Source organism: Pseudomonas ovata (genome assembly GCF_003131185.1).
GTDB classification, from domain to species: domain Bacteria; phylum Pseudomonadota; class Gammaproteobacteria; order Pseudomonadales; family Pseudomonadaceae; genus Aquipseudomonas; species Aquipseudomonas ovata.
This window is the reverse complement of sequence record NZ_QFFU01000004.1, coordinates 1-23,950: the sequence shown is the minus strand read 5'-3', so window position 1 is coordinate 23,950 and position 23,950 is coordinate 1. Positions and strand designations below refer to the sequence as shown.

Annotated in this window: 19 protein-coding genes; 7 read left to right on the top strand and 12 right to left on the bottom strand. The window is 63.3% G+C overall.

Translation table 11 applies throughout. From position 1 onward, the window contains the following. The first annotated feature begins 196 nt into the window (after positions 1–196). From DGA31_RS07150 to DGA31_RS07140, 3 genes are all read left to right on the top strand, one after another. On the top strand, positions 197–2,326 hold the full coding sequence (locus DGA31_RS07150; protein WP_109512068.1) for a two-component system response regulator: 2,130 nt from the start codon (positions 197–199) through the stop codon (positions 2,324–2,326). Between the two features lie 43 nt (positions 2,327–2,369). Beyond that, positions 2,370–2,888, top strand: coding sequence for a M48 metallopeptidase family protein (locus tag DGA31_RS07145; RefSeq protein ID WP_109512229.1), 519 nt, complete (start codon positions 2,370–2,372; stop codon positions 2,886–2,888). 112 nt (positions 2,889–3,000) lie between these two features. After that, positions 3,001–3,297: a winged helix-turn-helix domain-containing protein gene (locus DGA31_RS07140; protein ID WP_109512067.1), complete on the top strand. Its 297-nt coding sequence runs from the start codon at positions 3,001–3,003 to the stop codon at positions 3,295–3,297. Between the two features lie 13 nt (positions 3,298–3,310). Here the strand turns inward: DGA31_RS07140 and DGA31_RS07135 are convergent, their stop codons facing one another. Further along, entirely contained in the window at positions 3,311–3,769 is a 459-nt protein-coding gene (locus DGA31_RS07135) for a GNAT family N-acetyltransferase (protein ID WP_056841376.1), read from the bottom strand. 224 nt (positions 3,770–3,993) lie between these two features. On the opposite strand from DGA31_RS07135, the gene DGA31_RS07130 reads away from it, so the two are divergent. Next, a complete protein-coding gene (locus tag DGA31_RS07130; protein ID WP_109512066.1) occupies positions 3,994–4,731 on the top strand; it encodes a substrate-binding periplasmic protein in 738 nt (245 codons plus the stop codon). Between the two features lie 131 nt (positions 4,732–4,862). Here DGA31_RS07130 and yccS read toward each other — a convergent pair whose 3' ends face one another. From yccS to DGA31_RS07080, 10 genes are all read right to left on the bottom strand, one after another. After that, positions 4,863–7,046 carry a YccS family putative transporter gene (gene yccS, locus DGA31_RS07125; RefSeq protein ID WP_109512228.1) on the bottom strand — a complete coding sequence of 728 codons (2,184 nt, stop codon included), beginning with the start codon at positions 7,044–7,046 and terminating at the stop codon, positions 4,863–4,865. 130 nt (positions 7,047–7,176) lie between these two features. Further along, entirely contained in the window at positions 7,177–8,355 is a 1,179-nt protein-coding gene (locus tag DGA31_RS07120; protein ID WP_109512065.1) for a BaiN/RdsA family NAD(P)/FAD-dependent oxidoreductase, read from the bottom strand. Between the two features lie 234 nt (positions 8,356–8,589). After that, positions 8,590–9,969: an ATP-dependent RNA helicase DbpA gene (gene dbpA, locus DGA31_RS07115; RefSeq protein WP_109512064.1), complete on the bottom strand. Its 1,380-nt coding sequence runs from the start codon at positions 9,967–9,969 to the stop codon at positions 8,590–8,592. Between the two features lie 310 nt (positions 9,970–10,279). After that, a complete protein-coding gene (mdtD, locus tag DGA31_RS07110) occupies positions 10,280–11,692 on the bottom strand; it encodes a multidrug transporter subunit MdtD (protein ID WP_056841380.1) in 1,413 nt (470 codons plus the stop codon). Between the two features lie 8 nt (positions 11,693–11,700). Continuing rightward, a complete protein-coding gene (locus tag DGA31_RS07105; protein ID WP_109512063.1) occupies positions 11,701–13,026 on the bottom strand; it encodes a TldD/PmbA family protein in 1,326 nt (441 codons plus the stop codon). After that, on the bottom strand, positions 13,026–14,468 hold the full coding sequence (locus tag DGA31_RS07100) for a TldD/PmbA family protein (protein ID WP_109512062.1): 1,443 nt from the start codon (positions 14,466–14,468) through the stop codon (positions 13,026–13,028). Before DGA31_RS07100 ends, DGA31_RS07105 begins: the two co-directional genes overlap by 1 nt. Before the next feature lie 202 nt (positions 14,469–14,670). Beyond that, positions 14,671–15,264, bottom strand: a complete 594-nt coding sequence (betI, locus tag DGA31_RS07095) for a transcriptional regulator BetI (protein ID WP_056841383.1) — start codon at positions 15,262–15,264, stop codon at positions 14,671–14,673. A 314-nt stretch (positions 15,265–15,578) separates the two neighbouring features. Beyond that, positions 15,579–16,757, bottom strand: a complete 1,179-nt coding sequence (gene choV / locus DGA31_RS07090; protein WP_056841384.1) for a choline ABC transporter ATP-binding protein — start codon at positions 16,755–16,757, stop codon at positions 15,579–15,581. Then, a complete protein-coding gene (choW, locus tag DGA31_RS07085) occupies positions 16,754–17,602 on the bottom strand; it encodes a choline ABC transporter permease subunit (protein ID WP_177339483.1) in 849 nt (282 codons plus the stop codon). Before choW ends, choV begins: the two co-directional genes overlap by 4 nt. 64 nt (positions 17,603–17,666) lie before the next feature. Beyond that, complete coding sequence (locus DGA31_RS07080; RefSeq protein WP_056841386.1) at positions 17,667–18,614, bottom strand: choline ABC transporter substrate-binding protein; 948 nt, start codon at positions 18,612–18,614, stop codon at positions 17,667–17,669. 503 nt (positions 18,615–19,117) lie between these two features. Between DGA31_RS07080 and DGA31_RS07070 the strand changes: the two genes are divergently transcribed. Beyond that, positions 19,118–20,494 carry an L-serine ammonia-lyase gene (locus tag DGA31_RS07070; protein WP_056841388.1) on the top strand — a complete coding sequence of 459 codons (1,377 nt, stop codon included), beginning with the start codon at positions 19,118–19,120 and terminating at the stop codon, positions 20,492–20,494. Between the two features lie 595 nt (positions 20,495–21,089). Further along, positions 21,090–22,193, top strand: a complete 1,104-nt coding sequence (gene gbdR / locus DGA31_RS07065) for a choline metabolism transcriptional regulator GbdR (protein ID WP_056841389.1) — start codon at positions 21,090–21,092, stop codon at positions 22,191–22,193. 56 nt (positions 22,194–22,249) lie between these two features. Here gbdR and DGA31_RS07060 read toward each other — a convergent pair whose 3' ends face one another. After that, entirely contained in the window at positions 22,250–22,510 is a 261-nt protein-coding gene (locus DGA31_RS07060; RefSeq protein ID WP_109512060.1) for a hypothetical protein, read from the bottom strand. Positions 22,511–22,804: 294 nt separating this feature from the next. Here DGA31_RS07060 and DGA31_RS07055 point away from each other — a divergent pair, with 294 nt between their 5' ends. Next, positions 22,805–23,644, top strand: coding sequence for a 23S rRNA (adenine(2030)-N(6))-methyltransferase RlmJ (locus DGA31_RS07055; protein WP_056841391.1), 840 nt, complete (start codon positions 22,805–22,807; stop codon positions 23,642–23,644). Positions 23,645–23,950: the final 306 nt, after the last annotated feature.

Genomic DNA, 23,950 nt, shown 5'->3' with positions numbered 1-23,950 from the left:
GCATGAAAATGGCCCGCCCGTCTTGTGACGCGCGGGCCATTTTTTATGGGCGGTGTCCTACCGTTAGTCGGCTGGAACCGACTTTAAAGGTGGCAAAGCGCCTGCGTGCTTATCCTTTTTCTCAGGCAGGGCTAGAGTTGGTTGCATCCCGATGACAAGACCCCTCGCGTCCTGTCACGACTACAAGAGAAACGGCATGGAATGCGCGCAAGACAAGCCAGGTGATGGCGCTTCGGTGCTTCTGGTGGTCGACGATTACCCCGAAAACCTGGTGACGATGTGTGCGGTTCTGCAGCGTGCCGACCGTTGCATTGTCACGGCCAGCTCAGGGTTTGAGGCGCTCAGCGTGCTGCTTGAGCGTGATGTCGACCTGGTGCTGCTGGACGTACAGATGCCGGGCATGGATGGTTTCGAGGTGGCGCGGCTGATGCGGGGCAGCCAGCGCACCCGGCTGACCCCGATCATCTTTCTGACCGCCAACGAGCAAAGCCAGGAAGCGGTGCACAAGGGCTACGCCAGCGGCGCCACCGACTACCTGTTCAAGCCCTTCGATCCCAATATCCTCAAACCCAAGGTTCAGGCCCTGCTGGAGCAGCAGCGCAATCGCCGTGCCTTGCAGACGCTGACCCAGGAGCTGGACGCGGCGCGGGCCTTCAATGCCTCGGTGCTGTCGAATGTCGCCGAGGGCATTCTGGTGGTCGACGAGGCCGGCATCGTGCGCTTTGCCAACCCGGCCATCTGCCGCCTGCTCGACAGCACCGAGCAACGGTTGTGTGGCTCGGCCCTGCTCGATCATGTCGGCCAGCCACAGGCCGCTCACTGGCTGGAGTCGGGGTTTCATGAGTGGTACCGGCGTGGCGAAACCTGGCGGGTGCACGATGCCATCCTGCGCACCCGTACCGGTGGCCAGTTGCCGGTGACCTTCTCCAGCGCACCGTTGCCCACCGAACAGAAAGCCATGGTGCTGAGCATCCTCGACATGTCGGTGGAGCGCGACCTGTACCGGCAACTGGAGCAGCAGGCCGTGACCGATGCGCTGACCGGGCTGCTCAATCGGCGCGGCCTGCACAAGGCGGTGCCCAGCCTGTTGCAGCGCAACCTGCGCAGTGAAAAGTGCCTGGCGGTGCTGTACCTGGACCTGGACGGCTTCAAGCACGTCAACGATTCACTGGGTCATGAGGCCGGCGACCAGGTGCTGCTCTGGGTGGCCGGGCAGTTGCGCGAATGCATGCGCCCCTACGATGTGCTGGCGCGCATTGGGGGCGACGAGTTCGCCGTGGTGATCGAGGGGCTGGAGCATCCCGAGCAGGCCGCCAAGATCGCCGAAAAGATCATCGAGCGGGTGTCGGTGCGTCGACATGTCAATGGCGTGGATGCCACCCTGGGGGTGAGCATCGGCATCGCCATCCATCCCCACTGCGGCGCCGACCTCGATGCGCTGCTGCGCGTGGCCGACACTGCGATGTACGAGGCCAAGCGCGCCGGGCGCCAGCAATACCGCTTCTATGACCAGAACATGAACGGTCGGGCGCGTTCGCGGCTGATGCTCGAAGACAGCGTACGCAGTGCCATCGACAACCATCAGTTCTCGGTGATCTACCAGCCGCAGGTGAACCTGGCCGAGAATCGCTTGCGCGGTTTCGAGGCCATCCTGCACTGGCAGCACCCGGTGGTGGGCGATGTACCGCGTGCGCTGTTCATGCCGTTGCTGGAAGAATCGCGGTTGATCAACCGGCTTGGCGGCTGGATGTTCGATCAGGGCGCCCGGCAACGTCAGGCCTGGATCCCGGTGTTCGATGCCGACCTGGTCATCAGCGTGGCCATTGGCTCCGCACAGTTCTGCCTGCCGAGCCTGGCCTGCGAGCTGCAGCACGTGCTGGCGCTTCACGACCTGTGTCCGGGGCAGCTCGAGGTCGAGATCAGCGAACGCTCGTTGATGCACAACCTGGCCCATAGCCGCAAACAGCTGCGCCAATTGCATGACATTGGCGTGCGCGTGGCCCTGGACGATTTCGGGGTGGGCGACTGTTCGCTGGCGCACCTGCGTGCCCTTGAGCTCGACACGTTGAAGATCGACCGGCATTTCGTTGCCACCTTGCTCGACTCGCCGCGTGATGCGGCGCTGGCGCACAGCATCATCGAGCTGGCACGCAACCTGGGCATGCAGGTCATGGCCGATGGCGTCAGCAGTCTCGAGCAATACCAGTGGCTGCTCGCCAATGGTTGCCAGTTGATCCAGGGCCCGCTGGTGGCGGCACCCATGAGTGTCGAACAGGCCACCGGCATGCCGCGCCAATGGTGCGGGCCGGGTTTGAAGGTGGTTTGAGTGGTGTAGACTGGCCGCTTTCCGGTTCGTGTGTGCCCCGATCGTGCCCAGCCCGTTTGCGCTCAAGTATCTGCAAGCCTATCCGCCCGCCCTGCAGGATCAGGTCCGTGACCTGATTGCCCAGGGTCGCCTGGGCGATTACCTGCAAAAACGCTACCCGCAGCGCCACGCCATCCAGAGCGACAAAGCGTTGTATGCCTTTGCCCAGGGGTTGAAAAACGACCACCTGCGCAATGCCCCGCCGATCGACAAGGTGCTGTTCGACAACCGCCTGGACCTGACCCACCGCGCACTGGGCCTGCACACCACGGTGTCGCGGGTGCAGGGCGGCAAGCTCAAGGCCAAGAAAGAGATTCGCGTGGCTTCGCTGTTCAAGGAGGCTGCGCCCGAGTTCCTGAGCATGATCGTGGTCCACGAACTGGCGCACTTCAAGGAAAGCGACCATAACAAGGCGTTCTACAAGTTGTGCGAGCACATGCTGCCCGGCTACCACCAGCTGGAATTCGACTTGCGCGTCTACCTGACCTGGCGCGACCTGCCGGGCAGCGCTACCACTGACTGATCAGCAACGACGCGCTTGTGGGAGGGGGCTCTGCCCGCGACGGGCCCGTGAAATCAGCCCATCGGCCAGGGTCAGGCTGGATCGCAAGGCGCTTCAGACAAAGGAATCAACCATGGACGTCAGCAAGACCAAAAGCAGCTTCTACCGCCGCCTGTACGTGGCCTGGCTGATTGACAGCGGGCAGGCCGGCACTGTGCCGGCGCTGGTCGAGGTGACCGGCATGCCACGGCGCACCGCGCAGGACACCATCGCCGCCCTGGCCGACCTGGACATCGTGTGTGAATTCGAGCAGCGCGAGGGCGCGCGCAACCAGGCCGGTGACTACCGGATCCATGACTGGGGCGCCATCGACAAGGCCTGGATCGAGCGCAATCTGGTGAAGATCAGGCAGGTGCTGGCCTATCCATGACCACGGCAGGCAATCATTCCAGGTCGCGGCGCATGCCGATGTGCGGGATATTGTCTTCCAGGTAGAGTTCGCCCACCGGATCGAAGCCGTAGCGACTGTAATAGCCTTGCAGGTGCGCCTGGGCCGACAGGTAGATGGGCTGGTCGGGCCACTTGCGCTCGGCATGCTCCAGGGCCTGGACCATCAGTTCATGGCCCAGGCCCATCTTGCGGATCGACGGTGCCGTCACTACCCGACCGATGGTCACATCGCCCGCTTGCTGGATCGGGTCCAGCAGGCGCAGGTAGGCCACCAGTTGCTCGTTCTGCCAGCCCATCAGGTGGCAGGTGTCGCCGGTCATATCCAGTCCGTCGATATCCAGATACGCGCATTGCTGCTCGACCACGAACACCTCGGCCCGCAGGCGCAGAACGGCGTAAAGCTGTTCGATGCTCAGGTCGGTATGGTGTTTGCAGATCCATTTGATAGACATGTCGCTGACTCGGAGGGAAACCTGAGCGGATTCTAAACTCATCGGGCGGTATTCCCAATAAAACCCTGTTTCGCCTGCCATCGTGCAGGGCGCAAGGTGCGCTTGGTCTGTCAATGCGGCTGAGTGTATTGGTAGCATCGGTGAGCGTGGACCGAACGCTGTGTCGAGTATCCATGAGTTGATCGGAAGCATTCCGGGCAACGGGCCAGATCAGGAACGTATGCATGCAGCGATGGATTCAGGTCATAGGGATGATGGGATGCTTGCTGATGGCCCATGGCAATGCAGCAGAGCGTTTGCGGCTGGTGGCTGACCCTTGGGCGCCATTCACCGATTCGGTGCTGCTCAATGGCGGCCTGGCCACTGATATCGTCAGCACGGCGCTGGCCCGCGCCGGCTATGTGACGGTGTACCAGCAACTGCCCTGGGCGCGGGCGATGCTTGGCCTGTCCGAGGGGCGCCACGATGTGTTGATCAATGCCTGGTACAGCGAAGATCGCACCACGATCGGGCAATTCTCCGGGGGCTATCTGGTCAACCGGATTCTGTTTCTCAAGCGCAAGGATGAGCCCATCGAGGACTGGAGCCTGTCGTTGCTGCGTCAGTACAGCATCGGTGTGGTGCGCGGCTATGCCTATGCGCCGGCTTTCGACAGCAACACCCGGCTGCGCAAGGTGCCGGTACAGAATTTTTCCATGGCCGCCCGGATGCTGGCGGCAGGGCGCATCGACCTGACCCTTGAGGACGAACTGGTGGCGCGTCATCAACTGGCCCTGGAAGAGCCGCAGGTGCGCGATACACTCGAGTTCCTGCCCAACCCCTTGAGTGAGAACAACCTGCGTATCCTGGTCAGCCTCAAGCACCCCGAACATGCCTTGATCGTCGAGCGCTTCGACGCCGCCATTGCCGCCATGCGCGCCGATGGCAGCTATGAAGCGCTGTTCAAGCGGCATGGGTTTTAGAGGCGCAGGCCTGGCGGGGGGTTTGTGGTGTGTCTTCGCAAGAGGGCCGGAACCCTTCTCACAGACCACCACGGCCAGCAGGAACAACCCCTTCAGAACAACCCGGCCCTTGCGTTTTTATCCCGGCGTCGTCAAGCCGGCTCCGGCTGCTTGATCAAGTGCGCCGCCAGCGTGCGCAAGGGCGCCAGTTGCCGGCAGATCAAGGCCAGTTGGGTCTGCACCAGGCGCTGGCTTTCCTCCAGCTCGTCGGGCACCTGTTCAAGTTCTGTGGCCAGGGCCTCCTCGGCATCGCTCTGCACCGCCACCGGCTGGCGCTCGGCCAGGCAGCGGGCGATGTCTTCAAGGCTGGCCGCCAGCGTCGCGCCGGCACCGTCGATCAATTGTTCATGCACCGCAGGTGGCAACAGCGTATCGCGGTGCGCGCCCAGTCCCGACAGGTAGCTGAGCAGCGTGTGCGACAGCACCAGGAAGCGAAAGCCCACATCGGCTTCCTTGCGAAAGTGCCCGGGCTCCTTGAGCATGTTGGCCAGCGTGGTCGACAGCGCCGCGTCGGCGTTGTGAGCATTGCGCCGGGCCAGCCGGTAGGCGAGGTCGTCGCTCTTGCCCTTGGCGTACTGCTGCATGATCTGGCGCAGGTACAGGCTGTTGCACGCCAGGGTATTGGCCAGCACCTTGTTCAGGCGCCGGCCCTGCCAGTCGGGCAGGAACAGAAACACCGCCAGGCCCGCGATCAGACTGCCCAGCAGGGTGTCGAGCAGGCGTGGCAGCAGCAGCCCGTAGCCATCGCCGACCTGATTGAAACAGAACAGCACCATCACCGTGATCGCCGCCGTCGACAGCGTGTAGCGCGTGGTGCGGTTGACGAAGAACACCACGCCCGCCAGCACCGCACACATCGACTGCAGGATCGGGCTGGTCACCAGGCCGAACAGTGCCCAACCCGCCACCAGGCCGATGGACGTGCCGATGATCCGCTGGCCGAGCTTGATCCGGGTGGCCCCGTAGCTGGGCTGGCAGACAAATACCGTGGTCAGGATGATCCAGTAGCCATTGGTGGGATGAATCAGGTGCACCATCGCATAGCCGATCGACAGCGCCAGCGGCAGGCGCAGGGCATGGCGAAACAGCAATGAGGTCGGGGTCAGGTGCTGGCGCAGGCGGCTCCAGACATCCTTGAACGTGCGCGGCGAGCGGTCCAGCAGGCTGCTGTCGCTGGCATCGGCCAGGGCGTCGGGGTTGCTGGCATCCTTGATCAGCCGGTCGAGGGTTTCCAGGTTGGCCGCCAGTGCCCGCAGCGAGCGCAACAGGCTGCGCCAGGCCGGGTTGCTCTGCACGCGCAAGTGCTCCAGCGACGCCCGCAGGTCTTCCATGGCCTCGGCAAAATTGGCGTGGTAGATGAACGGCTGGCGCATCTGGATCGATTCGGACAGCGCCTGGCAGGCCGAGCCTTGCTGGCGCAACAGGCGCTGGCAGCGGAACAGCACGTCGCTGTGAAAGAACGCTTCGGTCAGCGAGTTATAGGGGTAGTGCGAGGAGCTGGCGCGCTCGTGAATGTCCTGGGCGATGAAATACAGCTTCAGGTAGCGACTGACCTTCGAGCCCGGCCGGCCGCTGCCGACCCGGTGCAGGATGATCTCCTTGGTGGCGTTGAGCGCCGCCACCACTTTGCCGTTCTGTTGCGCCAGTTCCAGGCGTCGCGCCTCGATATCCAGGGTACGGATCGGTTCGAACAGGCTCGACTTGAGCTTCAGGTACAGCCCCAACTCACGAAACAGCCGCGCCAGGGCCTGCTGCACCGGCTGGTTGGAAAACAGCAGCTGCCACAGCACCGACAACAGCCCGTACCAGGCAGCGCCGGCCACCAGCAGCATCGGCTCATGCCAGAAGTCCAGCACCTCGCCGCCGCGCTGGTCGACGCCGATCATGGTGTACACCGACAGGATCAGCGTGGCATAGGCAATGGCGCCGTAGCGCTCGCCCAAGGCACCGAGCATGGTCAGGCAAAAGCTTGCCAGGGCCAGGGCAATGGCAAAGATCCAGGGGTAGGGAAACAGCAATTCCACCGCCAGCGCCGCCACGCTGAAACACACCAGCGTCACGGCCAGCGAATTGAGGCGGCCCTGCCAGTTGTCGTCGGTTTCGGCCAGGGCGCAAGCGATGATGCCCAGAAACAGCGGGATCAGCAGGCCCATCTCGTTCTGGTACCAACACAAGGCCATGCTGCCGGTCAGGGCGATGAACACCCGGATGCTGTAGCTGAACTTGTCCTGGGCCCATAAGCGACGCAGCGTGTGACGCAAGGATTTAGATGCCATGAATGCGCTGACAGCCTTTTTCACAAATGATCATGCAGAGGGATATGTACAGCCCTACGCGTGGGCTGTACACCGGCATCAGCAAAAAATGTTCCGGCCGTCGCCAGGCATTGCCGGCTGCGGCGTCATGTCACACGTACTGCGCCGCCGCGTAGCCCGATGCCCAGGCCCACTGGAAGTTGAAGCCGCCCAGGTGGCCGGTCACATCCAGCACTTCGCCGATGAAGTAAAGCCCTGGTGACTTCAGCGACTCCATGGTCTTGGACGACACCTCGCGGGTGTCGATGCCGCCCAGGGTCACTTCGGCGGTGCGGTAGCCTTCGGTGCCGGCCGGCACCACCTGCCAGTCGGCCAGTTTCTCCGCGAGGGTGGCCAGTTCCGCATGGGTGTACTGCTTGAGCGGCTTTGACGTGAACCAGTGCTCGGCCAGCAGGGTCGCCATCTTCTTGGTGAACAACTCGCCCAGCAGGGTTTTCAGTTCGCTGTTGGGACGCTCGGCCTGTTGCTGCTTGAGCCACTCGTGCGCGTCGTGGTCGGGCAAAAGGTTGATGTGCAGCGTGTCGCCCGGCTGCCAGAACGAAGAGATCTGCAGCATCGCCGGCCCGCTCAGGCCGCGATGGGTAAACAACAGGTTTTCGCGGAACGCGCTGTCGTTGCAGCTCACCAGGCAATCGACCGAGGTGCCCGACAGCTCGGTGCACAGCACCTTGAGCGCGTCGGTGATGGTGAACGGCACCAGGCCTGCGCGCGTCGGCAGCAGTGTGTGGCCGAACTGTTGGCCGACCTGATAGCCGAAGCCGGTCGCCCCCAGGGTCGGAATCGACAGGCCACCGCTGGCGATCACCAGCGAGGTGCACTCGAGCGTTCCCAGCGTGGTCTGCAAGCGGTAGCCGCTGTCGATCCTGTCGATGTTCTGCACCGAGGTGTCCATGTGCAGGCTGGCGCCGGCGTCACGGCAGTGTTCCAGCAGCATCTCGAGGATGTCGCTGGCCTTGTTGTCGCAGAACAACTGGCCGAGCTTTTTCTCGTGATAAGGCACGCCATGCTTGGCGACCATCGCGATGAAATCCCACTGCGTGTAGCGCGCCAGCGCCGACTTGCAGAAATGCGGGTTATGCGACAGGAAATTGGCCGGTTCCGTGTACATGTTGGTGAAATTGCAACGCCCGCCGCCGGACATCAGGATCTTCTTGCCGGGCTTGTTGGCATGGTCGATGACCATGACCCGCCGACCACGCGCCGCAGCGGTCAGCGCACACATCAAACCGGCCGCGCCGGCGCCGATGATGACAACGTCAGTAACAGGCACAACAGAATCCTCAGAGGCCATGGGGGGGTGTGTAGGAGCGCGCTCTGCCCGCGACCGAGTGCGCTAGCGCTCGTAAATTTTCAGCGTTTCGCAAAAGTATCAGTCATGAACTTTCAGCGTTTCGCAAAAGTATCGATCATGAACTTTCAGCGTTTCCGAGATTTTGCGAGCGCTGCGCACTCGGTCGCGGGCAAGCGCGCTCCTACTAGGGGGAATTCGATAGCCAGCCGGGCGTCAGAGAATCCGCACGCGCAGCGACTTGCCCTTGATCTTGCCCTTGCTCAGGCGATCCAGGGCCTGCTGGGCGATGGCGTGTTCCACGGCCACGTACGACTGGAAGTCGAAGATCGCGATCTTGCCCACTTTCGCACCCGGAATGCCGGCGTCGCCGGTCAGGGCACCGAGGATATCGCCGGGGCGCAGTTTTTCCTTGCGGCCCGAGGCAATGCACAGCGTGGTCATGGCCGGTTGCAGGCGGGCGCCACCCTTGGTGGTCAGGTCGTCGTAGGGCTGCCAGTTCAGCGCGGCCTTCTGCAGCGACTCGATGGCGCGGGCGCGGGCGCTTTCCGGCGGCGCCACCAGGCTGATTGCCACGCCTTTCTCACCGGCGCGGCCGGTACGGCCTACGCGGTGTACATGGATTTCCGAATCACGCGCCAGTTCGACGTTGATCACCATGTCCAGGGCGTCGATGTCCAGGCCGCGGGCCGCCACGTCGGTGGCCACCAGCACCGAGGTGCTGCGGTTGGCGAACATCGCCAGCACCTGGTCGCGGTCGCGCTGCTCCAGGTCGCCATGCAGGGCCACGGCCGACATGCCCTTGGCGGTCAGGTGATCGACCACTTCCTGGACCTGCTGCTTGGTGAAGCAGAACGCTACGGCCGAGGCCGGCTGGAAGTGATTGAGCACGCGCACCACGGCATCGAGGCGCTGCTCGGGCGAGATTTCGTAGAAAATCTGCTGGATCTGGCTGTCGGCGTGCAGGGTCTGCACCTTGACTGTCTGCGGGTCACGCATGAATTTGGCCGCCAGTTGCTTGATGCCGGCCGGGTAGGTGGCCGAGAACAGCAGGGTCTGGCGCCGCTCGGGGGTCTGGCTGACGATGTCGGTGATGGCATCGACAAAGCCCATGTCGAGCATGCGGTCGGCTTCGTCGAGCACCAGGGTGTTGACACCATCGAGCACCAGCGAGCCTTTGCGCAGGTGTTGCTGGATGCGGCCTGGGGTGCCGACGATGATGTGCGCGCCGTGTTCCAGCGAGCCGATCTGCGGGCCGAACGGCACGCCGCCGCACAGGGTCAGCACCTTGATGTTGTCCTCGGCACGGGCCAGGCGGCGGATTTCCTTGGCCACCTGGTCGGCCAGCTCGCGGGTCGGGCACATGACCAGGGCCTGGCAGCCGAAGAAGCGCGGGTTGATCGGGTTGAGCAGGCCGATACCGAAGGCGGCGGTCTTGCCGCTACCGGTCTGGGCCTGGGCAATCAGGTCCATGCCCTTGAGGATCACCGGCAGGCCTTGCGCCTGGATCGGCGTCATTTCGGCGTACCCCAGCGACTCAAGGTTGGCCAGCATGGCAGCGGACAGGGGCAAGGTGTTGAAAGCGGTTTGTGTCACGACGGTGAACCTGCAAGACAAAATGCTGCGCAGTGTATCAGGTCGTATGGATGTGTAGGACCGGCTTTAGCCGGGGATGGCGGCGCTGCTTGCGTCATTCGCAGCTGTGGCTACCCTCGCCAAAAAGATGACTGCTGATTTTATTGGATATTAATTCATCCGTAGGAGCGCGCTTGCCCGCGACCGGCTGCGTTAGCAGTCGTAAATTTTCAGCGTTTCGCAGATTTTGGACGTGTTCACACTCAGAAATTTATGGCGTTTCCGAAATTTTACGAGCGCTAACGCACTCGGTCGCGGGCAGAGCGCGCTCCTACCGCTCCGCAGGCTTTGCCGGTTCCCGTCCCGGCAACTGCAGAAAGATTCCCGCGGCCAGCACCGACATCACCCCGACACTCAGGAAGGTCAACTGGAAGGCGCCCAGCACATCGCTGGCTTCGCCGGTCGCCGCATTGGTGCTGAACCCGCCCAGCAAGGCCGCCGCAGCCGCCACGCCCAGGCTCAGGGCCAGTTGCGCCACCACCGACAACAGGCTGTTGCCGCTGGCGGCGCTGGCATCGCTGAGGTCGATCAGGGTCACGGTGTTCATCGCCGTGAACTGCAACGAGTTCACCGCGCCCAGCAGCGCCAGGTGCACCAGCAATACCCAGTACGGCGTCTGCGCATCGATCAGTGCCAGGCTGGCCAGTAACAGGCCCAGCAGCAAGGTATTGGCGGTCAGGATCACTCGATAGCCCAGCGCATCGATCAGCCAGCGCGCGAGGCCCTTGGCGAGCATGCCGGCCGCCGCCAGTGGCAGCATGCTCATGCCCGCCTCGGACGGCGAGTAACCCAGCGCCACCTGCAGCAGCAACGGCACCAGAAACGGCAGCGCGCCGCTGCCCAGGCGTGAGAACAGATTGCCCAGAATGCCCACTGCAAAAGTGCGGGTGCGAAACAGGCTGGGCGAAAACAGCGGCGACTCGACGTGGCCGGCGCGCAGCCAGTAGGCCGCCAGGCAGCCCATGCCGGCGAACAGTAGCAGGACCACGCGAAACGGCGACAGGTGCAGTTCGCTCAGGCCCTCCAGGGCAATGGTGATCAACAGCATCGAGGCGCCAAACAGCAAAAAGCCCACGCTGTCGAAGCGCGTGCGCCCGCCACCGGGCAGGTCCGGGATAAAGCGATGCACCGCATAGCAACCGAGGATGCCCACCGGGATATTGAGCAGGAAGATCCAGTGCCAGCTCATGTATTCGACCATCCAGCCGCCCAGGGTCGGCCCCAGCAGCGGGCCGAGCAGACCGGGCACGGTGATGAAACCCATGATCCGTACCAGCTCCGAGCGCGGGTAGGCGCGCAGCACGATCAGCCGGCCGATCGGCAGCATCAGCGCACCGCCCAGCCCCTGGATGATCCGCGCCCCGACCAGCATGTCAACCGACCAGGACACCGCGCACAACAACGAACCCAGGCTGAACAGCAGGATCGCGCTGAAGAAGATCCGCTTGATGCCGAAGCGGTCGGCGATCCAGCCCGAGGCCGGGATCAGCAGCGCGATGGTCAGCATGTAGGCAATGACCACCGACTGCATGCGCAGCGGGTCTTCCTGCAGCGAGTGGGCCATTGACGGCAGCGCCGTGTTGAGGATGGTGCCGTCCAGGCTCTGCATGAAGAAGGCGATGGCAATCACCCAGGGCATCCAGCGCAGGGTCTTTTCGTCGAGCAAAGGTGTCGAGGTCGTCATGCGGTTGGCTACAACGTCAGGGTCAGGCGGTTGATCAGGGCGCCGGGCAGGTGCGTCGAGGATGTCTGGCGCTGTTCGTAGGTGCTGGTCGACAGGATCAGTTCGCGCTCGCGGGTCAAGGCTTCGAGCTGGTCGCCGAGCAGGCTGTAGGCGCTGTCGTCGAAACGCATGGTGCTGACGGGCGCAATAATCCGACCGTCCTCGACCCAGAAGGTTGCGAAACGGGTCATGCCGGTCATGCGCGCGGCCGGCATGTCGGAGAAGTTCAGGTACCAGAGGTTGCCGATGTACAGGCCGGTGCCGAGCCGGGCCAGGATCTGTGCCTGCTCCAGGTCGCCGCCGGCCATGCTCAGCGCGCTGGGCGATTCACCGGCATTGGCGCCGTTGGCCGGCAGGTTGTACTCGGCGGCGCTGCTCGAATCGACCAGTCGCTCGCCGGCCTTGCCATATGTGATCAGGGCGAGGTCGCGGCGCGGGTAGCCTTCACCGGAAAACGCCGGCGACAGCGAACCACTGACCTGTTCATCGAGCGACACTGCAGCATTGAAACGCGCCTCGCCGTCGTACAGGCGCTGCAACGGGCTGTGCTTGCTGGCGATGGCCTGGGCAGAAAAACCGCCCCAGGCGAGCATGCCGATGATTTCGTCCAGCGCCGCCGGGGCCAGGTAGGCGCGGTACTGACCCGGCGCCAGGGTGATGGCCGGGCGGCCCAGGTAGTCAAGTTGCTCGCGGGCCTGTTCGAACTGACGGTCAAAGGCTGCGCTGTCCCAGTCGTGACCGGCGTAATTGGCTTTTACCGCCTGGCCATTGGTGTGGAACAGGCTCCAGTCGAGGTTGAAGCTATTGGCCTGGTGCCAGCCCATTGCCCCCCATGAACTGGCAAAGCCGCGATAGATAGGACCGGCGGCGTAGATGCCGACCAGGTCCAGGCCATGGGCACGTTCGCTGATCCGGGCCACTACGTCCTGGGTATCGGGCAAAGGCGCTGCTTGCCGGTTTTCGCTGTGCCAGGCCTCGGTATTGGGCAGCAGGTACGGGTCTGGCGGCAACAACGGCAGAGCCTGACGCACCTGGGTCACGGCCTGCTCCAGGCGCCGGCGGTCCTCGTCGGAATCGTCAGCCAGGGTCAGGGTCAGGTCGGCATGCCGGCCCTCGTGGATCAGCTTGAGGCTGACACTGGCCTGCTGCACGCAGCCGGCCTGGCGCACCTGGCCGTGGTTGAAACGGATGAAATCGGACGCCTCGGCCTCATAGGCCAGGCTGAACTGCTCGCCCGCTTGCAGCGCGGCCCTGAGCACGGCAACCAGTGCCTCGAACTGTGTTTGCCGTTCCATCAGGCGTCTCCTCCGAATACATCCACGTCATTGAATACACAGGCTGGCGAAGCATGCCCGACCCGCACCACCTGGTTGGGTTCGCCCTTGCCGCAATTGGGCGTGCCCAGCACTTCGACGGTGTCGGCATTGCCCACCGCGCAGAGGTTGCGCCAGAACTGCGCCGACACCGCCCGGTAGTTGGGGTTCTTGACCACGCCCTTGAGCTGGCCGTCTTCGATCAGCCGGCCCCATTCGCAGCCGAACTGGAACTTGTTGCGTGCATCGTCGATGGACCACGAACGGTTGGTCGACATCAGGATGCCGCGTTCGATGCCCGCCACCAGTTGTTCGAACGACTGATCACCCGCCTCGATATTGAGGTTGGCCATGCGGTCGATGGGCGCGCGGTTCCAGTTGCAGGCGCGGCTGTTGGCCACTCCCGGCAGGCCGCTGCGGTATTGCGACAGTGCGCCGCCCAGCGGGCGCTCCAGCAGACCGTTGCGGATCAGGAAATGCTTGCTGGCGGGGCTGGCGTCGTCGTCATGGCTGTAGCTGGCCAGTTGCTCCGGAATGTCCGGGTCGAAGGTCACGTTGAGCAGCGCCGAGCCATATTGCAGGGTGCCGAAGTCCGCAGCCTTGACGAAGCTGGTGCCGGCGTAATTGCGCTCGTCGCCCAGGATGCGGTCCAGCTCCAGCGGGTGGCCGATGGACTCGTGGATTTGCAGGCTCATCTGGTCGGGCATCAACAGCAGGTCGCGCGGGCCGCTGGGGGTGTTGGGCGCCTGGATCAGTTGCAGGGCCTGGTCGGCAATGCGCGGGGCGGCATTGATCAGGCCACAGCGCTCGATGACCTCGACGCCGCCTTGCTGGCCGAAGTTGCTGCCGCCCAGGCTGCGGGTCTGGCTGTCGTGGCCGTCATAGGCGGTGACGCTCAGGCCCGGATAGACAAAGCGTTGCGCCTGGCGAATCCGGGCGCCGGCGGTATTGAGGTAGATCTGTTCGACCGTCTCCAGCCCCAGGCTGGCTTGCCAGTCGACCAGGCGCTCGTCGCGAGGCACGGCGGCCGATTCGCTCTGCAGCAGCGCCAGGGCATCGCCCAGCGCCGGAAAAGCAGCGTCCAGGTGCGGTGACAGGTAGTCGGCGCAGGCGCTGGACACCGGTTGTTCGGTCAGGTCCAGCAGCGCATGGGGCGCCAGTTGGCGGGCCAGTTGTTCGGCACATTCGAGTGCCGCCTGCAGGCCGCGCTGCGACAGGTCGTGGGTGGCGGCATAGGTCTCGACCCCGGCCAGGCGCACGGTGATCATCACCCCTTCATCCAGGCCCAGCGCCAGCGGCTGCGCCACGTTGCGGCGCACCGACAGGTGCTGGTGGGTACGGCGCACATGGCGCACGGAAAAGAACGGCGCCTGGCTGCGCAGGGCCGCAAAGCGCTGGGTGAGCGTGGCATGGAAATCGAACATGCGGGCGGGGCTCCTTGCCGGGTATCACGGCGGGTTGATCTGTTGCCGGACTGGCGCGGGGTGGAGCGCGGGGGGCGGCTATCCGTGTTGCCCGCGACAAGGTCCGCAAGGACCTTCCTGCGATAGTGAGGCCACTATTTTTACGACTGCTAACGCAGCCGGTCGCGGGCAGAGCGCGCTCCTACTGCGGTGTATGCGGTATTCAGCCTTGTGCCTTGGCCAATTGCAAATCCACATACTCCAGGGCGATGCGCTGGGCCTGGTCGGTGTCGAATGCATCGCCCGACAAGGCGCCGCGCAGCCACAGGCCGTCGACCAGCGCGGCCAGACCGCGGGCGGCGCTGCGGGCCTGGTGTTCGGACAGGACGCGGCGGAACTGCCAGCACAGGTTCGAATACAGGCGATGGTCGTTGATGCGTTGCAGGCGGTGCAGGGACGGGTGGTGCATGCTGGTGGCCCAGAACGCCAGCCAGGTCTTCATCGCCGGGCCGTTGACCTGGCTGCTGTCGAAGTTGCCCTCGATGATGACCCGCAAGTGCGCGCGCGGGCTGTCGTCGGCCAAGGCCTGGCGACGGTTGGCGGTGTTGCTGCTCAAGGCGTGCATCAGGTGGCGCATGGTGGCCTCGATCAGGCCGTTCTTGTCCTTGAAGTAATGGCTGATGATGCCTGTGGACACACCGGCCAGACGGGCGATCAGGGCAATGCTGGCGTCGCCCATGCCCACTTGATCAATGGCACTCAAGGTGGCCTGGATCAATTGTTGGCGACGAATGGGTTGCATACCGACCTTGGGCATGAAGCGAAGTCTCCTGACACGCAATGGGCGAAAAACGGCCCGGCAGTCTAGGTTTTTTTGACGGCCCTATAAATCGATAAAAAGTCCCGGTTGACGGATAAGGATGGCCTGTAGGAGCGCGCTTGCCCGCGACCGAGTGCGCAGCGCTCGTAAAATTTCGGAAACGCCACAAATTTCTGAGTGTGAACACGTCCAAAATCTGCGAAACGCTGAAAATTTACGACTGCTAACGCAGCCGGTCGCGGGCAAGCGCGCTCCTACAGCAGCAGCAGCAGCAGCAGCAGCAGCAGCAGCAGCCGCCGCCGCAGGCCATGTCAGCCGTGGTTCTTGCCCAGCAGGGCGTGGTACAGCTCGGTGTCGCCAAGGATGCCGACCACCCGGTTACCGTCCTGCAGCACCAGCTTGTGGCCGGTCTGGTAGCGGATCTGCAGCGCATCGCGCATGCCGATGCCGGAGTCCACCAGGGTCGGGCGGCGCTCCAGGTGACTGACGCCTTCGCCGTGCTGCCAGTTCTGCAGCGCGATGGGGGCAACGCCCTGGCGGGCGCCCTTGATCACGTTGCCTTCGGCCAGGTCCAGCCAGGAGTCGCCGCCCGGGTCCAGGCACACCGAACCGTTGATGCGCTTGCAGTTGTCCAGGGTGCGCATCAGGCTGCGGCCGCACAACACATTGAGCGGGTTGGTGTGGGCCACGAAGTTGCGCACGTATTCATCGGCCGGGTTGAGCACGATCTCTTCCGGCACGCTGTACTGGATGATCCGGCCGTCCTTCATGATGGCAATGCGCGTGCCCAGCTTGAGGGCCTCGTCCAGGTCGTGGCTGACGAAGACGATGGTCTTGCTCAGTTTCTTCTGCAGGCTCAGCAACTCATCCTGCAGGCCCTGGCGAATCAGCGGATCAAGGGCCGAGAAGGGTTCGTCCATCAACAGGATGTCGGCGTCCATTGCCAGCGCACGGGCCAGGCCAACGCGCTGCTGCATGCCGCCGGACAGCTCGTCGGGCTTTTTATTGCGCCACTGGGTCAGGCCGACCAGCTCGAGCTTTTCATCGACCAGCTTGCGCCGTTCTTTCTCGGGGCGGCCCTGCATTTCCAGGCCGAAGCTGATGTTCTCGCGCACCGTCAGCCAGGGCATCAGGGCGAATTTCTGGAACACCATGGCGATGCGCTTGGTGCGCATCATCTTCAGCTCGGCCGCCGTGCAGTGGGCAATGTCGATCTGTGTGCCTTCATGCTCGACGAACAACGAGCCACGGCTGACGGTATTGAGGCCGTTGATGCAGCGCAGCAGGCTGGACTTGCCCGAACCGGACAGGCCCATCAGGACGCAGATTTCGCCCTTGTTGATGTCCAGGTTGGCTTTTTCGACACCGACGATCTGGCCCAGGTCCTTGAGGATCTCGCCACGGGTCTTGCCCTGGTCCAGCAGCTTGAGCGCTTCACGCGGGTCCTTGCTGAAGATGACGTCTACGTTTTCGAACTTGATGATGCTCATGCGTCGGACCCTGCCTTGGCGTCAGGTTGTTTGCAGATACGGTCGAGCATGATTGCCAGCAACACGATTGCCAGACCGGCTTCGAAGCCCACCGAAATGTCGGCAGTGTTCAGTGCATTGACCACGGGTTTGCCCAGTCCGTCGGCACCGACCAGGGCGGCGATCACCACCATCGACAGCGACAGCATGATGCATTGGGTGATGCCGGCGGCGATGCTGGGCATGGCGTACGGCAGCTCGATACGGGTCAGCAACTGGCGCCGCGAAGAGCCGAAGGCCTTGCCGGCGTCGAGCAGTTCCTGGGGCACGTCGCGAATGCCCAGGTAGGTCAGGCGCACTGGCGCGGCAATGGCGAACACCACCGTGGAGATCAGGCCGGGCACTACGCCCAGGCCGAACAGCGTCAGGGTAGGGATCAGGTAGACGAAGGTCGGGACGGTCTGCATCAGGTCGAGGATCGGACGGATGCAGGTGTAGAACATCGGCTTGTGCGCCGCGATGATGCCCAGTGGCACACCGATGATCACGCACACCAGGGTGGCGAACAGTACCTGGGCCAGGGTTTCAAGGGTTTCCTGCCAGTAGTGCAGATTGAGAATCAGCAGAAACGACAGGATGACAAAAAGGGTGAGGCCCCATTTGCGCTGGATGAAGTGGGTCAGCGCGGCAATCAGGCCGATCAGGACGTAGGGGTTAAACCAGGCAAGGCCGGAAGTCAGGCCGTGGATCATCAATTCCAGGGAGTAGGCGATTGCGTCGAAATAATTGGCGCCATGGCGTATCAGCCAATCGACGAAGGCGGCAATGTAATCGCCCAAGGGGAGTTTGTGATCAGTGATCATGATGTCGGGTGTCCGCTTGCGGGGTAGGAAAGGACGGCAGGCGAGGGGTGCCCGCCTGCCATCAGTGTTACTGCGCCAGCTTGGCTTTGGCGGCTTCCAGGCCCGGCTTGCCGTCCACGGTAGTCACGCCGGCCAGCCAGGTGTCGAGCACCTGTGGGTTCTGCTTGAGCCAGGCGCGCGCGGCGGCGTCAGGCTTTTGCTTGTCGTCCAGCACCTTGCCCATCAGGGTGCTTTCCATTTCCAGGGTGAACGACAGGTTCTTGAGCAACTGGCCTACGTTGCTGCACTGCTCGCTGTAGCCCTTGCGGGTATTGGTGTAGATGGTGGCCTGGCCGAAGTTGGGGCCGAAGAAATCGTCGCCGCCGGTCAGGTACTGCAGCTTGAAGCGGGTGTTCATCGGGTGCGGTTCCCAGCCCAGGAACACCACGTCGGTGCCACGGCGGCTGGCGCGGTCGACCTGCGACAGCATGCCGGCCTCGCTGGACTCGACGACCTTGAAACCGGCGTCCTTGAGGCCGTAGGCGTTCTTGTCGATCATGCTCTGGATCAGGCGGTTGCCGTCGTTGCCAGGCTCGATGCCGTAGATCTTGCCGTCCAGCTCCTTCTTGAACTTGACGATGTCGGCGAAGTCTTTCAGGCCCTTGTCGTAGAGGCTCTGGGGCACGGCCAGGGTGTACTTGGCGTTCTCCAGGTTGGCGCGCACGGTTTCGACGGTGCCGGCCTCGCGGTAGGCCTTGATGTCGTTCTCCATGGTCGGCATCCAGTTGCCCAGGAACACGTCCATGTTCTTGCCTTCGGCCAGTGACTTGTAGGTCACCGGTACCGAGATCATCGTGGTTTTGGTCTTGTAGCCGAGGGAGTCGAGGACTGCGCTGGTCACTGCGGTGGTGACGGTGATGTCGGTCCAGCCGACGTCGGAGAAGTTGACGGTGTGGCATGCCTGGGGTTCTACGGCCTGAGCCAGCAACGGCAAGCCGAGCATGGCGGCCAACAACAATGACTGTGAACCTTTCATGGGTGAGCTCCTGTGATTTTTCTTCTCATCGCCATCGCTTGAGGGATGACGCGGCTATATCGGCGAGGCTTGGGTGAAGCCCATCACGGTGCCTTGCGAACTGTCAGTGAGCGACATGTATTCGATCATCTACCAGCCAAAATCAAACGCCTACAGGGGGAGTCGTATCCAGTACAGGCGGGGTCGCATCCAGTGTGCGCAAGGTCGTTTCCAGTTTCTTTTGCCCCCTGATGCGCCCGTTCGGGTAGTCGAAAGCGGCTCGATTCACCCGTTTACGGCATGCAAATGCCCATTACAGACGGCGGCGTTGCTGAGCATGACCGGGTCGGTGTGGGACGGCGCGTGGGGCCTGAAAACCCTGATGATGCCGGCATAACCGCGAACGGCGACGCACTGTTGAGTCCCGGCCTGTCCTGTTGCACAGGCGCAGGACAGCTCCAGCGTAGCAGTTATGCCCATAAAAGCGCTTTGGCGTGACACGACCCGATGATGGAGCTTCAACGATGGCAATCAGTGTGTTCGACCTGTTCAAGATTGGTGTCGGCCCCTCCAGCTCGCACACCGTCGGCCCGATGCGCGCCGCTGCGCTGTTCGTCCAGGGGCTGCGCGAGCATGGCCAGCTGGAAAGCATCGAACGCATCGAAGTGCGGCTGTACGGTTCGCTGTCGGCCACCGGCATCGGTCACGGCAGCGACAATGCGGTGATCATGGGCCTGATGGGCGAGTGGCCCGATGCCATTGATCCAGCGAAGATCGAACCGACCATCAAGGCCTTGAAAACCGACGACACCTTGTTGCTCGACGGTCGCCTGCCGATCGCCTTCGTCTGGTCGCGGGACATGCTGCTGCTCGACGAGAACCTGCCGTTTCACCCCAATGCCATGACCCTGATTGCCCAGGGCAAGGGCGGCGAGGTGTTCCGTGAAACCTATTACTCGATCGGCGGCGGCTTTGTGGTCGATGAAACCCAGGCACGCAGCGGTGAGCTGGACAGCGACAAGACCGTGCAGCCCTACGAGTTTTCCAGCGCCCGGGAACTGTTGCAGCTGTGCCGCCAGCATGGCCTGCGGGTCTCGCAACTGATGATGGCCAACGAAAAGGCCTGGCGCAGCGAAGCCGAGATCAACGCCGGCATCATGAAGCTGTGGCGGGCGATGCAGGCGTGCGTCGAAAGCGGTCTCAAGCATGAAGGCATCCTGCCTGGCGGCCTCAATGTGCGGCGTCGTGCCGCCAGGCTGCATCGCAGCCTGCAGGAGCTGGGCAAGCCGAACGTCATCGGCTCGACCCTGAGCGCGATGGAGTGGGTCAACCTCTTTGCCTTGGCGGTCAACGAAGAAAACGCCGCCGGCGGGCGCATGGTCACGGCGCCGACCAATGGCGCGGCGGGGATTATCCCGGCGGTGCTGCACTACTTCGTCAAGTTCAGCCCCGATGTCAGCGAGGCCAACGTGGTCGATTATTTCCTCGCGGCCGCGGCGGTGGGCATCCTGTGCAAGAAAAACGCCTCGATCTCTGGCGCCGAAGTCGGTTGTCAGGGCGAGGTCGGTTCGGCGTGCGCCATGGCGGCAGCGGGCCTGGCCGATATTCTGGGGGCGACGCCCGAGCAACTGTGCAACGCCGCCGAGATTGGCCTGGAACACAACCTGGGGCTGACCTGTGATCCGGTCGGCGGGCTGGTGCAGGTGCCGTGCATCGAGCGCAACGCGATTGCGGCGGTAAAAGCCATCAACGCCGCGCAGATGGCTTTGCGCGGTGATGGCGAGCATTTCATTTCCCTGGACCGGGTGATCCGTACCATGCGCGACACCGGCGCCGACATGCACGACAAGTACAAGGAAACCTCCCGCGGCGGCCTGGCCGTCAGCGCGGTGGAGTGCTGAGACAAGGTCGCAACCGATTTGTAGGAGCGACCCCCGGTCGCGAATGCGGTCTTGCAGGCGCTGAGTGTGTTGAATGTGCCGACCCTTTCGCGACCGCTGGTCGCTCCTACGGATTTGTGGCATGTGCCGGGTCCGGGTTCGACCGATGATTTCGCGACCGTTGGTCGCTCCTACGGATTTTTGCCGTGTGCTGGGGCCGGGTTCGACCCATAACTGTGGAGCGACCAGCGGTCGCGAAGGCAGGCGTCACCGCCCGGTTTTTGCTCACACACGCCTCATTTCGCCTTCTTATGGCGCGCTCATCACCCCGTTCATCGTGCTTGCAGTGACACTGTTTTGTGCCGGGGTGTTTCTCGATCTGTCCGAGTGCTACCAAATTGCTCATCGTCGGCCCCAGGCGCGACGCTTTGTCGCATTTGAATATGAAGGTCGCAGTCGCGCATACGCTCAGCGACGTCGTTTTTGGTTCTTTTATGGAGTCGATCAATTTTCAGGCATGAGATTTGCGATGTAATGGGACAGCCCTACGATTTACAGGGCAATAAAAATAGAGCCGAGTTAGGCCGCCCCCGCTCATGTGTGAGGAGATTCCGTGATGACATCGCTCAATGTAGGATCCACCCCCCAGAACCGCACGCCGCAGTCCATCGGCTTCCTGCTGCTCGATAACTTCACGCTCATTTCCCTCGCCTCGGCGGTCGAACCCCTGCGCATGGCCAACCAGTTGTCCGGCCGCGAGCTGTATCGCTGGACCACCCTGAGCCTGGACGGCAGCCAGGTCTGGGCCAGCGACGGTCTGCAGATCACCCCGGATGCCGCGATGCAAAAGGCGCCGGCCCTGGACACCGTGATCGTCTGCGGCGGTGTCGGTATCCAGCGCACCGTCACTCGCGAGCACGTCAGCTGGCTGCAATCGCAGGCCCGCCAGTCGCGTCGCCTGGGTGCGGTGTGCACCGGCAGCTGGGCGCTGGCCTGTGCCGGGCTGCTCGACGGTTTCGATTGCAGCGTGCACTGGGAGTGCCTGGCCTCGATGCAGGAAGCCTTTCCACGGGTCAGCATGAGCACGCGCCTGTTCACCCTGGACCGCAACCGCTTCACCAGCTCCGGTGGCACCGCGCCGCTGGACATGATGTTGCACCTGATCAGCCGTGATCACGGCCGTGAGCTGTCGGCGGCGATCTCCGAGATGTTCGTCTACGAGCGCATTCGCAACGAACAGGACCACCAGCGCGTGCCGCTCAAGCACATGCTGGGCACCAACCAGCCCAAGCTGCAGGAAATCGTCGCGCTGATGGAGGCCAACCTCGAAGAGCCCATCGACCTCGACGAACTGGCCGTGTACGTCGCCGTTTCGCGGCGCCAGCTGGAGCGGTTGTTCCAGAAGTACCTGCATTGCTCGCCGTCGCGCTATTACCTCAAGCTGCGCCTGATCCGCGCCCGGCAACTGCTCAAGCAGACCCCGATGTCGATCATCGAGGTGGCGTCGGTGTGCGGCTTTGTGTCGACGCCACACTTTTCCAAGTGCTACCGCGAATACTTCGGCATTCCGCCGCGCGATGAGCGCGTAGGTTCCAACACCGCCCAGCAGGTCGCGATGCTGCCGATTCCGCAGGCGATGGTGCTGGCGCCGCTGTCCGGGCCAATGTCGGCGCTCAACCAGGCACGCAACGAGTCGACGTTCGCCAGCGTCCGGGTCTGACTGCCCGCTTCACCCGCCCCTCTGCCATCGCCCCCATTCATGGGGGCGATGGCGTTTCAGGCGTGGCTCTGCTTGTAGGCGGCCAGGGCCGGCAGCAGTTGCTGGTCGATGGCCTGGCGCACGGCCGGCAGAATGGTCGCGCTGCTGCCCAGGATGCTCACCACCATGCCTTTGAGGGCCATGGCGCGTGAATCATTGAGGCCGCGTACCGCGTGCGAGCAGGCTTGCTCGGGGGTGGCGCCCGACGGGGTCTCGAAGCCCAGGGCCCGGAGCTTGCCAATCAGGTCGTCCTGGTCGATCAGGTCTGCATGCATCATGACGGTGTTCCTTTGCAAGAGTGAGACGCAAGGATGGGTCACCCGATTCTGTAAGCGCTTCAGCGCCTGGGCAAGTACTGTGGCGGGCAATGGCAGGATTACCTAAGAACAGGTCGTTTTCGGCTAACCGCCAAGGCTGTGGCACGGGCAGACTGAGCCTGCACACTGTGTTGCCGTGCCATGGTTTGGTCACCTTCGGTCGCACCGCTACGTGAGCCCCCGGTTTTGTGACGGCTTTGCCGGGGCTTTTCATCCGTACATTTTGTTAAACTGCGCAGCCTTCCAGGAGCTGCCATGAATTACCGTCACGCCTTCCATGCCGGCAACCACGCCGACGTCTTGAAACACATCGTCCTGACTCGCCTGCTCGCCTTGATGTCGCGCAAGGAGCAGCCGTTCGCCTACCTTGATACCCATGCCGGCATTGGCCTTTACGACCTGCGCGGCGACGAAGCCTCGCGCACTGGTGAGTGGATCGACGGCATCGGCCGCCTGTGGGACGCCACCGACCTGCCACCGGCGGCTGCCGGTTACATGGAGGTGCTGCGCCACATGAACCGCAAGACCGGCGAGTTGCGCTACTACCCCGGTTCCCCGGAGCTGGCGCGGCGCCTGAGCCGTGAGCAGGACCGCGTGCTGCTCAACGAGAAACACCCCGATGACGGCGTGCTGCTCAAGGACAACATGAAGTTCGACCGCCGTGTGGCGGTGCATCTGGGCGAGGGCTGGCATGTGCCGCGTGCCTTGTTGCCGGTCAGCGAAAAGCGCGCGGTGATGCTGATCGACCCGCCGTTCGAACAGCTTGATGAACTCAAGCGCTGCAGCGTGGCGCTCAAGGAAACGTTCGGGCGCATGCGCCAGACAGTGGCGGCCCTCTGGTACCCGATCAAGGACCCGCGCCTGCTCCGGAGTTTCTACCAGGACCTGGCCGAAACCGGTGCGCCCAAGCTGTTGCGCGTGGAACTGTACGTGCACCCGCTCGACACCCCGGCCAGCCTCAATGGCTCGGGCCTGGCCATCGCCAACCCGCCGTGGGGCCTGGAAGAAGAACTGCGCGAGCTGCTGCCGTACCTGGCCGAGAAGCTCGGCCAGACCAAGGGCGACTGGAAGATGGACTGGCTGATCGCCGAATAACCAGTCGCCGCAGGCCTCTCATAAAAATAACTAACTGATTTTATTGGCTATAAAATTCACCGCTTGTAGGAGCGCGCTTGCCCGCGACCGAGTGCGGAGCGCTCGCAGAAATCTCGAAAACGCTGAAAATTTACGACTGCTAACGCAGCCGGTCGCGGGCAGAGCGCGCTCCTACAGAACAGGCTATTCGGGTAGGCACCGACCGGTAGGAGCCCGCTTGCCGGCGACCGAGTGCGGAGCGCTCGCAGAAATTGATTAAACGCCGCTATTTTTACGACTGCTGCGCAGCCGGTCGCGGGCAGAGCG

Coding starts and splice junctions, on each gene's coding strand:
- DGA31_RS07150 (WP_109512068.1), top strand. CDS start 197: ATGGAATGCGCGCAAGACAAGCCAGGTGATGGCGCTTCGGTGCTTCTG.
- DGA31_RS07140 (WP_109512067.1), top strand. CDS start 3,001: ATGGACGTCAGCAAGACCAAAAGCAGCTTCTACCGCCGCCTGTACGTG.
- DGA31_RS07135 (WP_056841376.1), bottom strand. CDS start 3,769: ATGTCTATCAAATGGATCTGCAAACACCATACCGACCTGAGCATCGAA.
- DGA31_RS07130 (WP_109512066.1), top strand. CDS start 3,994: ATGCAGCGATGGATTCAGGTCATAGGGATGATGGGATGCTTGCTGATG.
- yccS (WP_109512228.1), bottom strand. CDS start 7,046: ATGGCATCTAAATCCTTGCGTCACACGCTGCGTCGCTTATGGGCCCAG.
- mdtD (WP_056841380.1), bottom strand. CDS start 11,692: ATGACGACCTCGACACCTTTGCTCGACGAAAAGACCCTGCGCTGGATG.
- DGA31_RS07105 (WP_109512063.1), bottom strand. CDS start 13,026: ATGGAACGGCAAACACAGTTCGAGGCACTGGTTGCCGTGCTCAGGGCC.
- DGA31_RS07100 (WP_109512062.1), bottom strand. CDS start 14,468: ATGTTCGATTTCCATGCCACGCTCACCCAGCGCTTTGCGGCCCTGCGC.
- betI (WP_056841383.1), bottom strand. CDS start 15,264: ATGCCCAAGGTCGGTATGCAACCCATTCGTCGCCAACAATTGATCCAG.
- choV (WP_056841384.1), bottom strand. CDS start 16,757: ATGAGCATCATCAAGTTCGAAAACGTAGACGTCATCTTCAGCAAGGAC.
- DGA31_RS07080 (WP_056841386.1), bottom strand. CDS start 18,614: ATGAAAGGTTCACAGTCATTGTTGTTGGCCGCCATGCTCGGCTTGCCG.
- DGA31_RS07070 (WP_056841388.1), top strand. CDS start 19,118: ATGGCAATCAGTGTGTTCGACCTGTTCAAGATTGGTGTCGGCCCCTCC.
- gbdR (WP_056841389.1), top strand. CDS start 21,090: ATGACATCGCTCAATGTAGGATCCACCCCCCAGAACCGCACGCCGCAG.
- DGA31_RS07060 (WP_109512060.1), bottom strand. CDS start 22,510: ATGATGCATGCAGACCTGATCGACCAGGACGACCTGATTGGCAAGCTC.
- DGA31_RS07055 (WP_056841391.1), top strand. CDS start 22,805: ATGAATTACCGTCACGCCTTCCATGCCGGCAACCACGCCGACGTCTTG.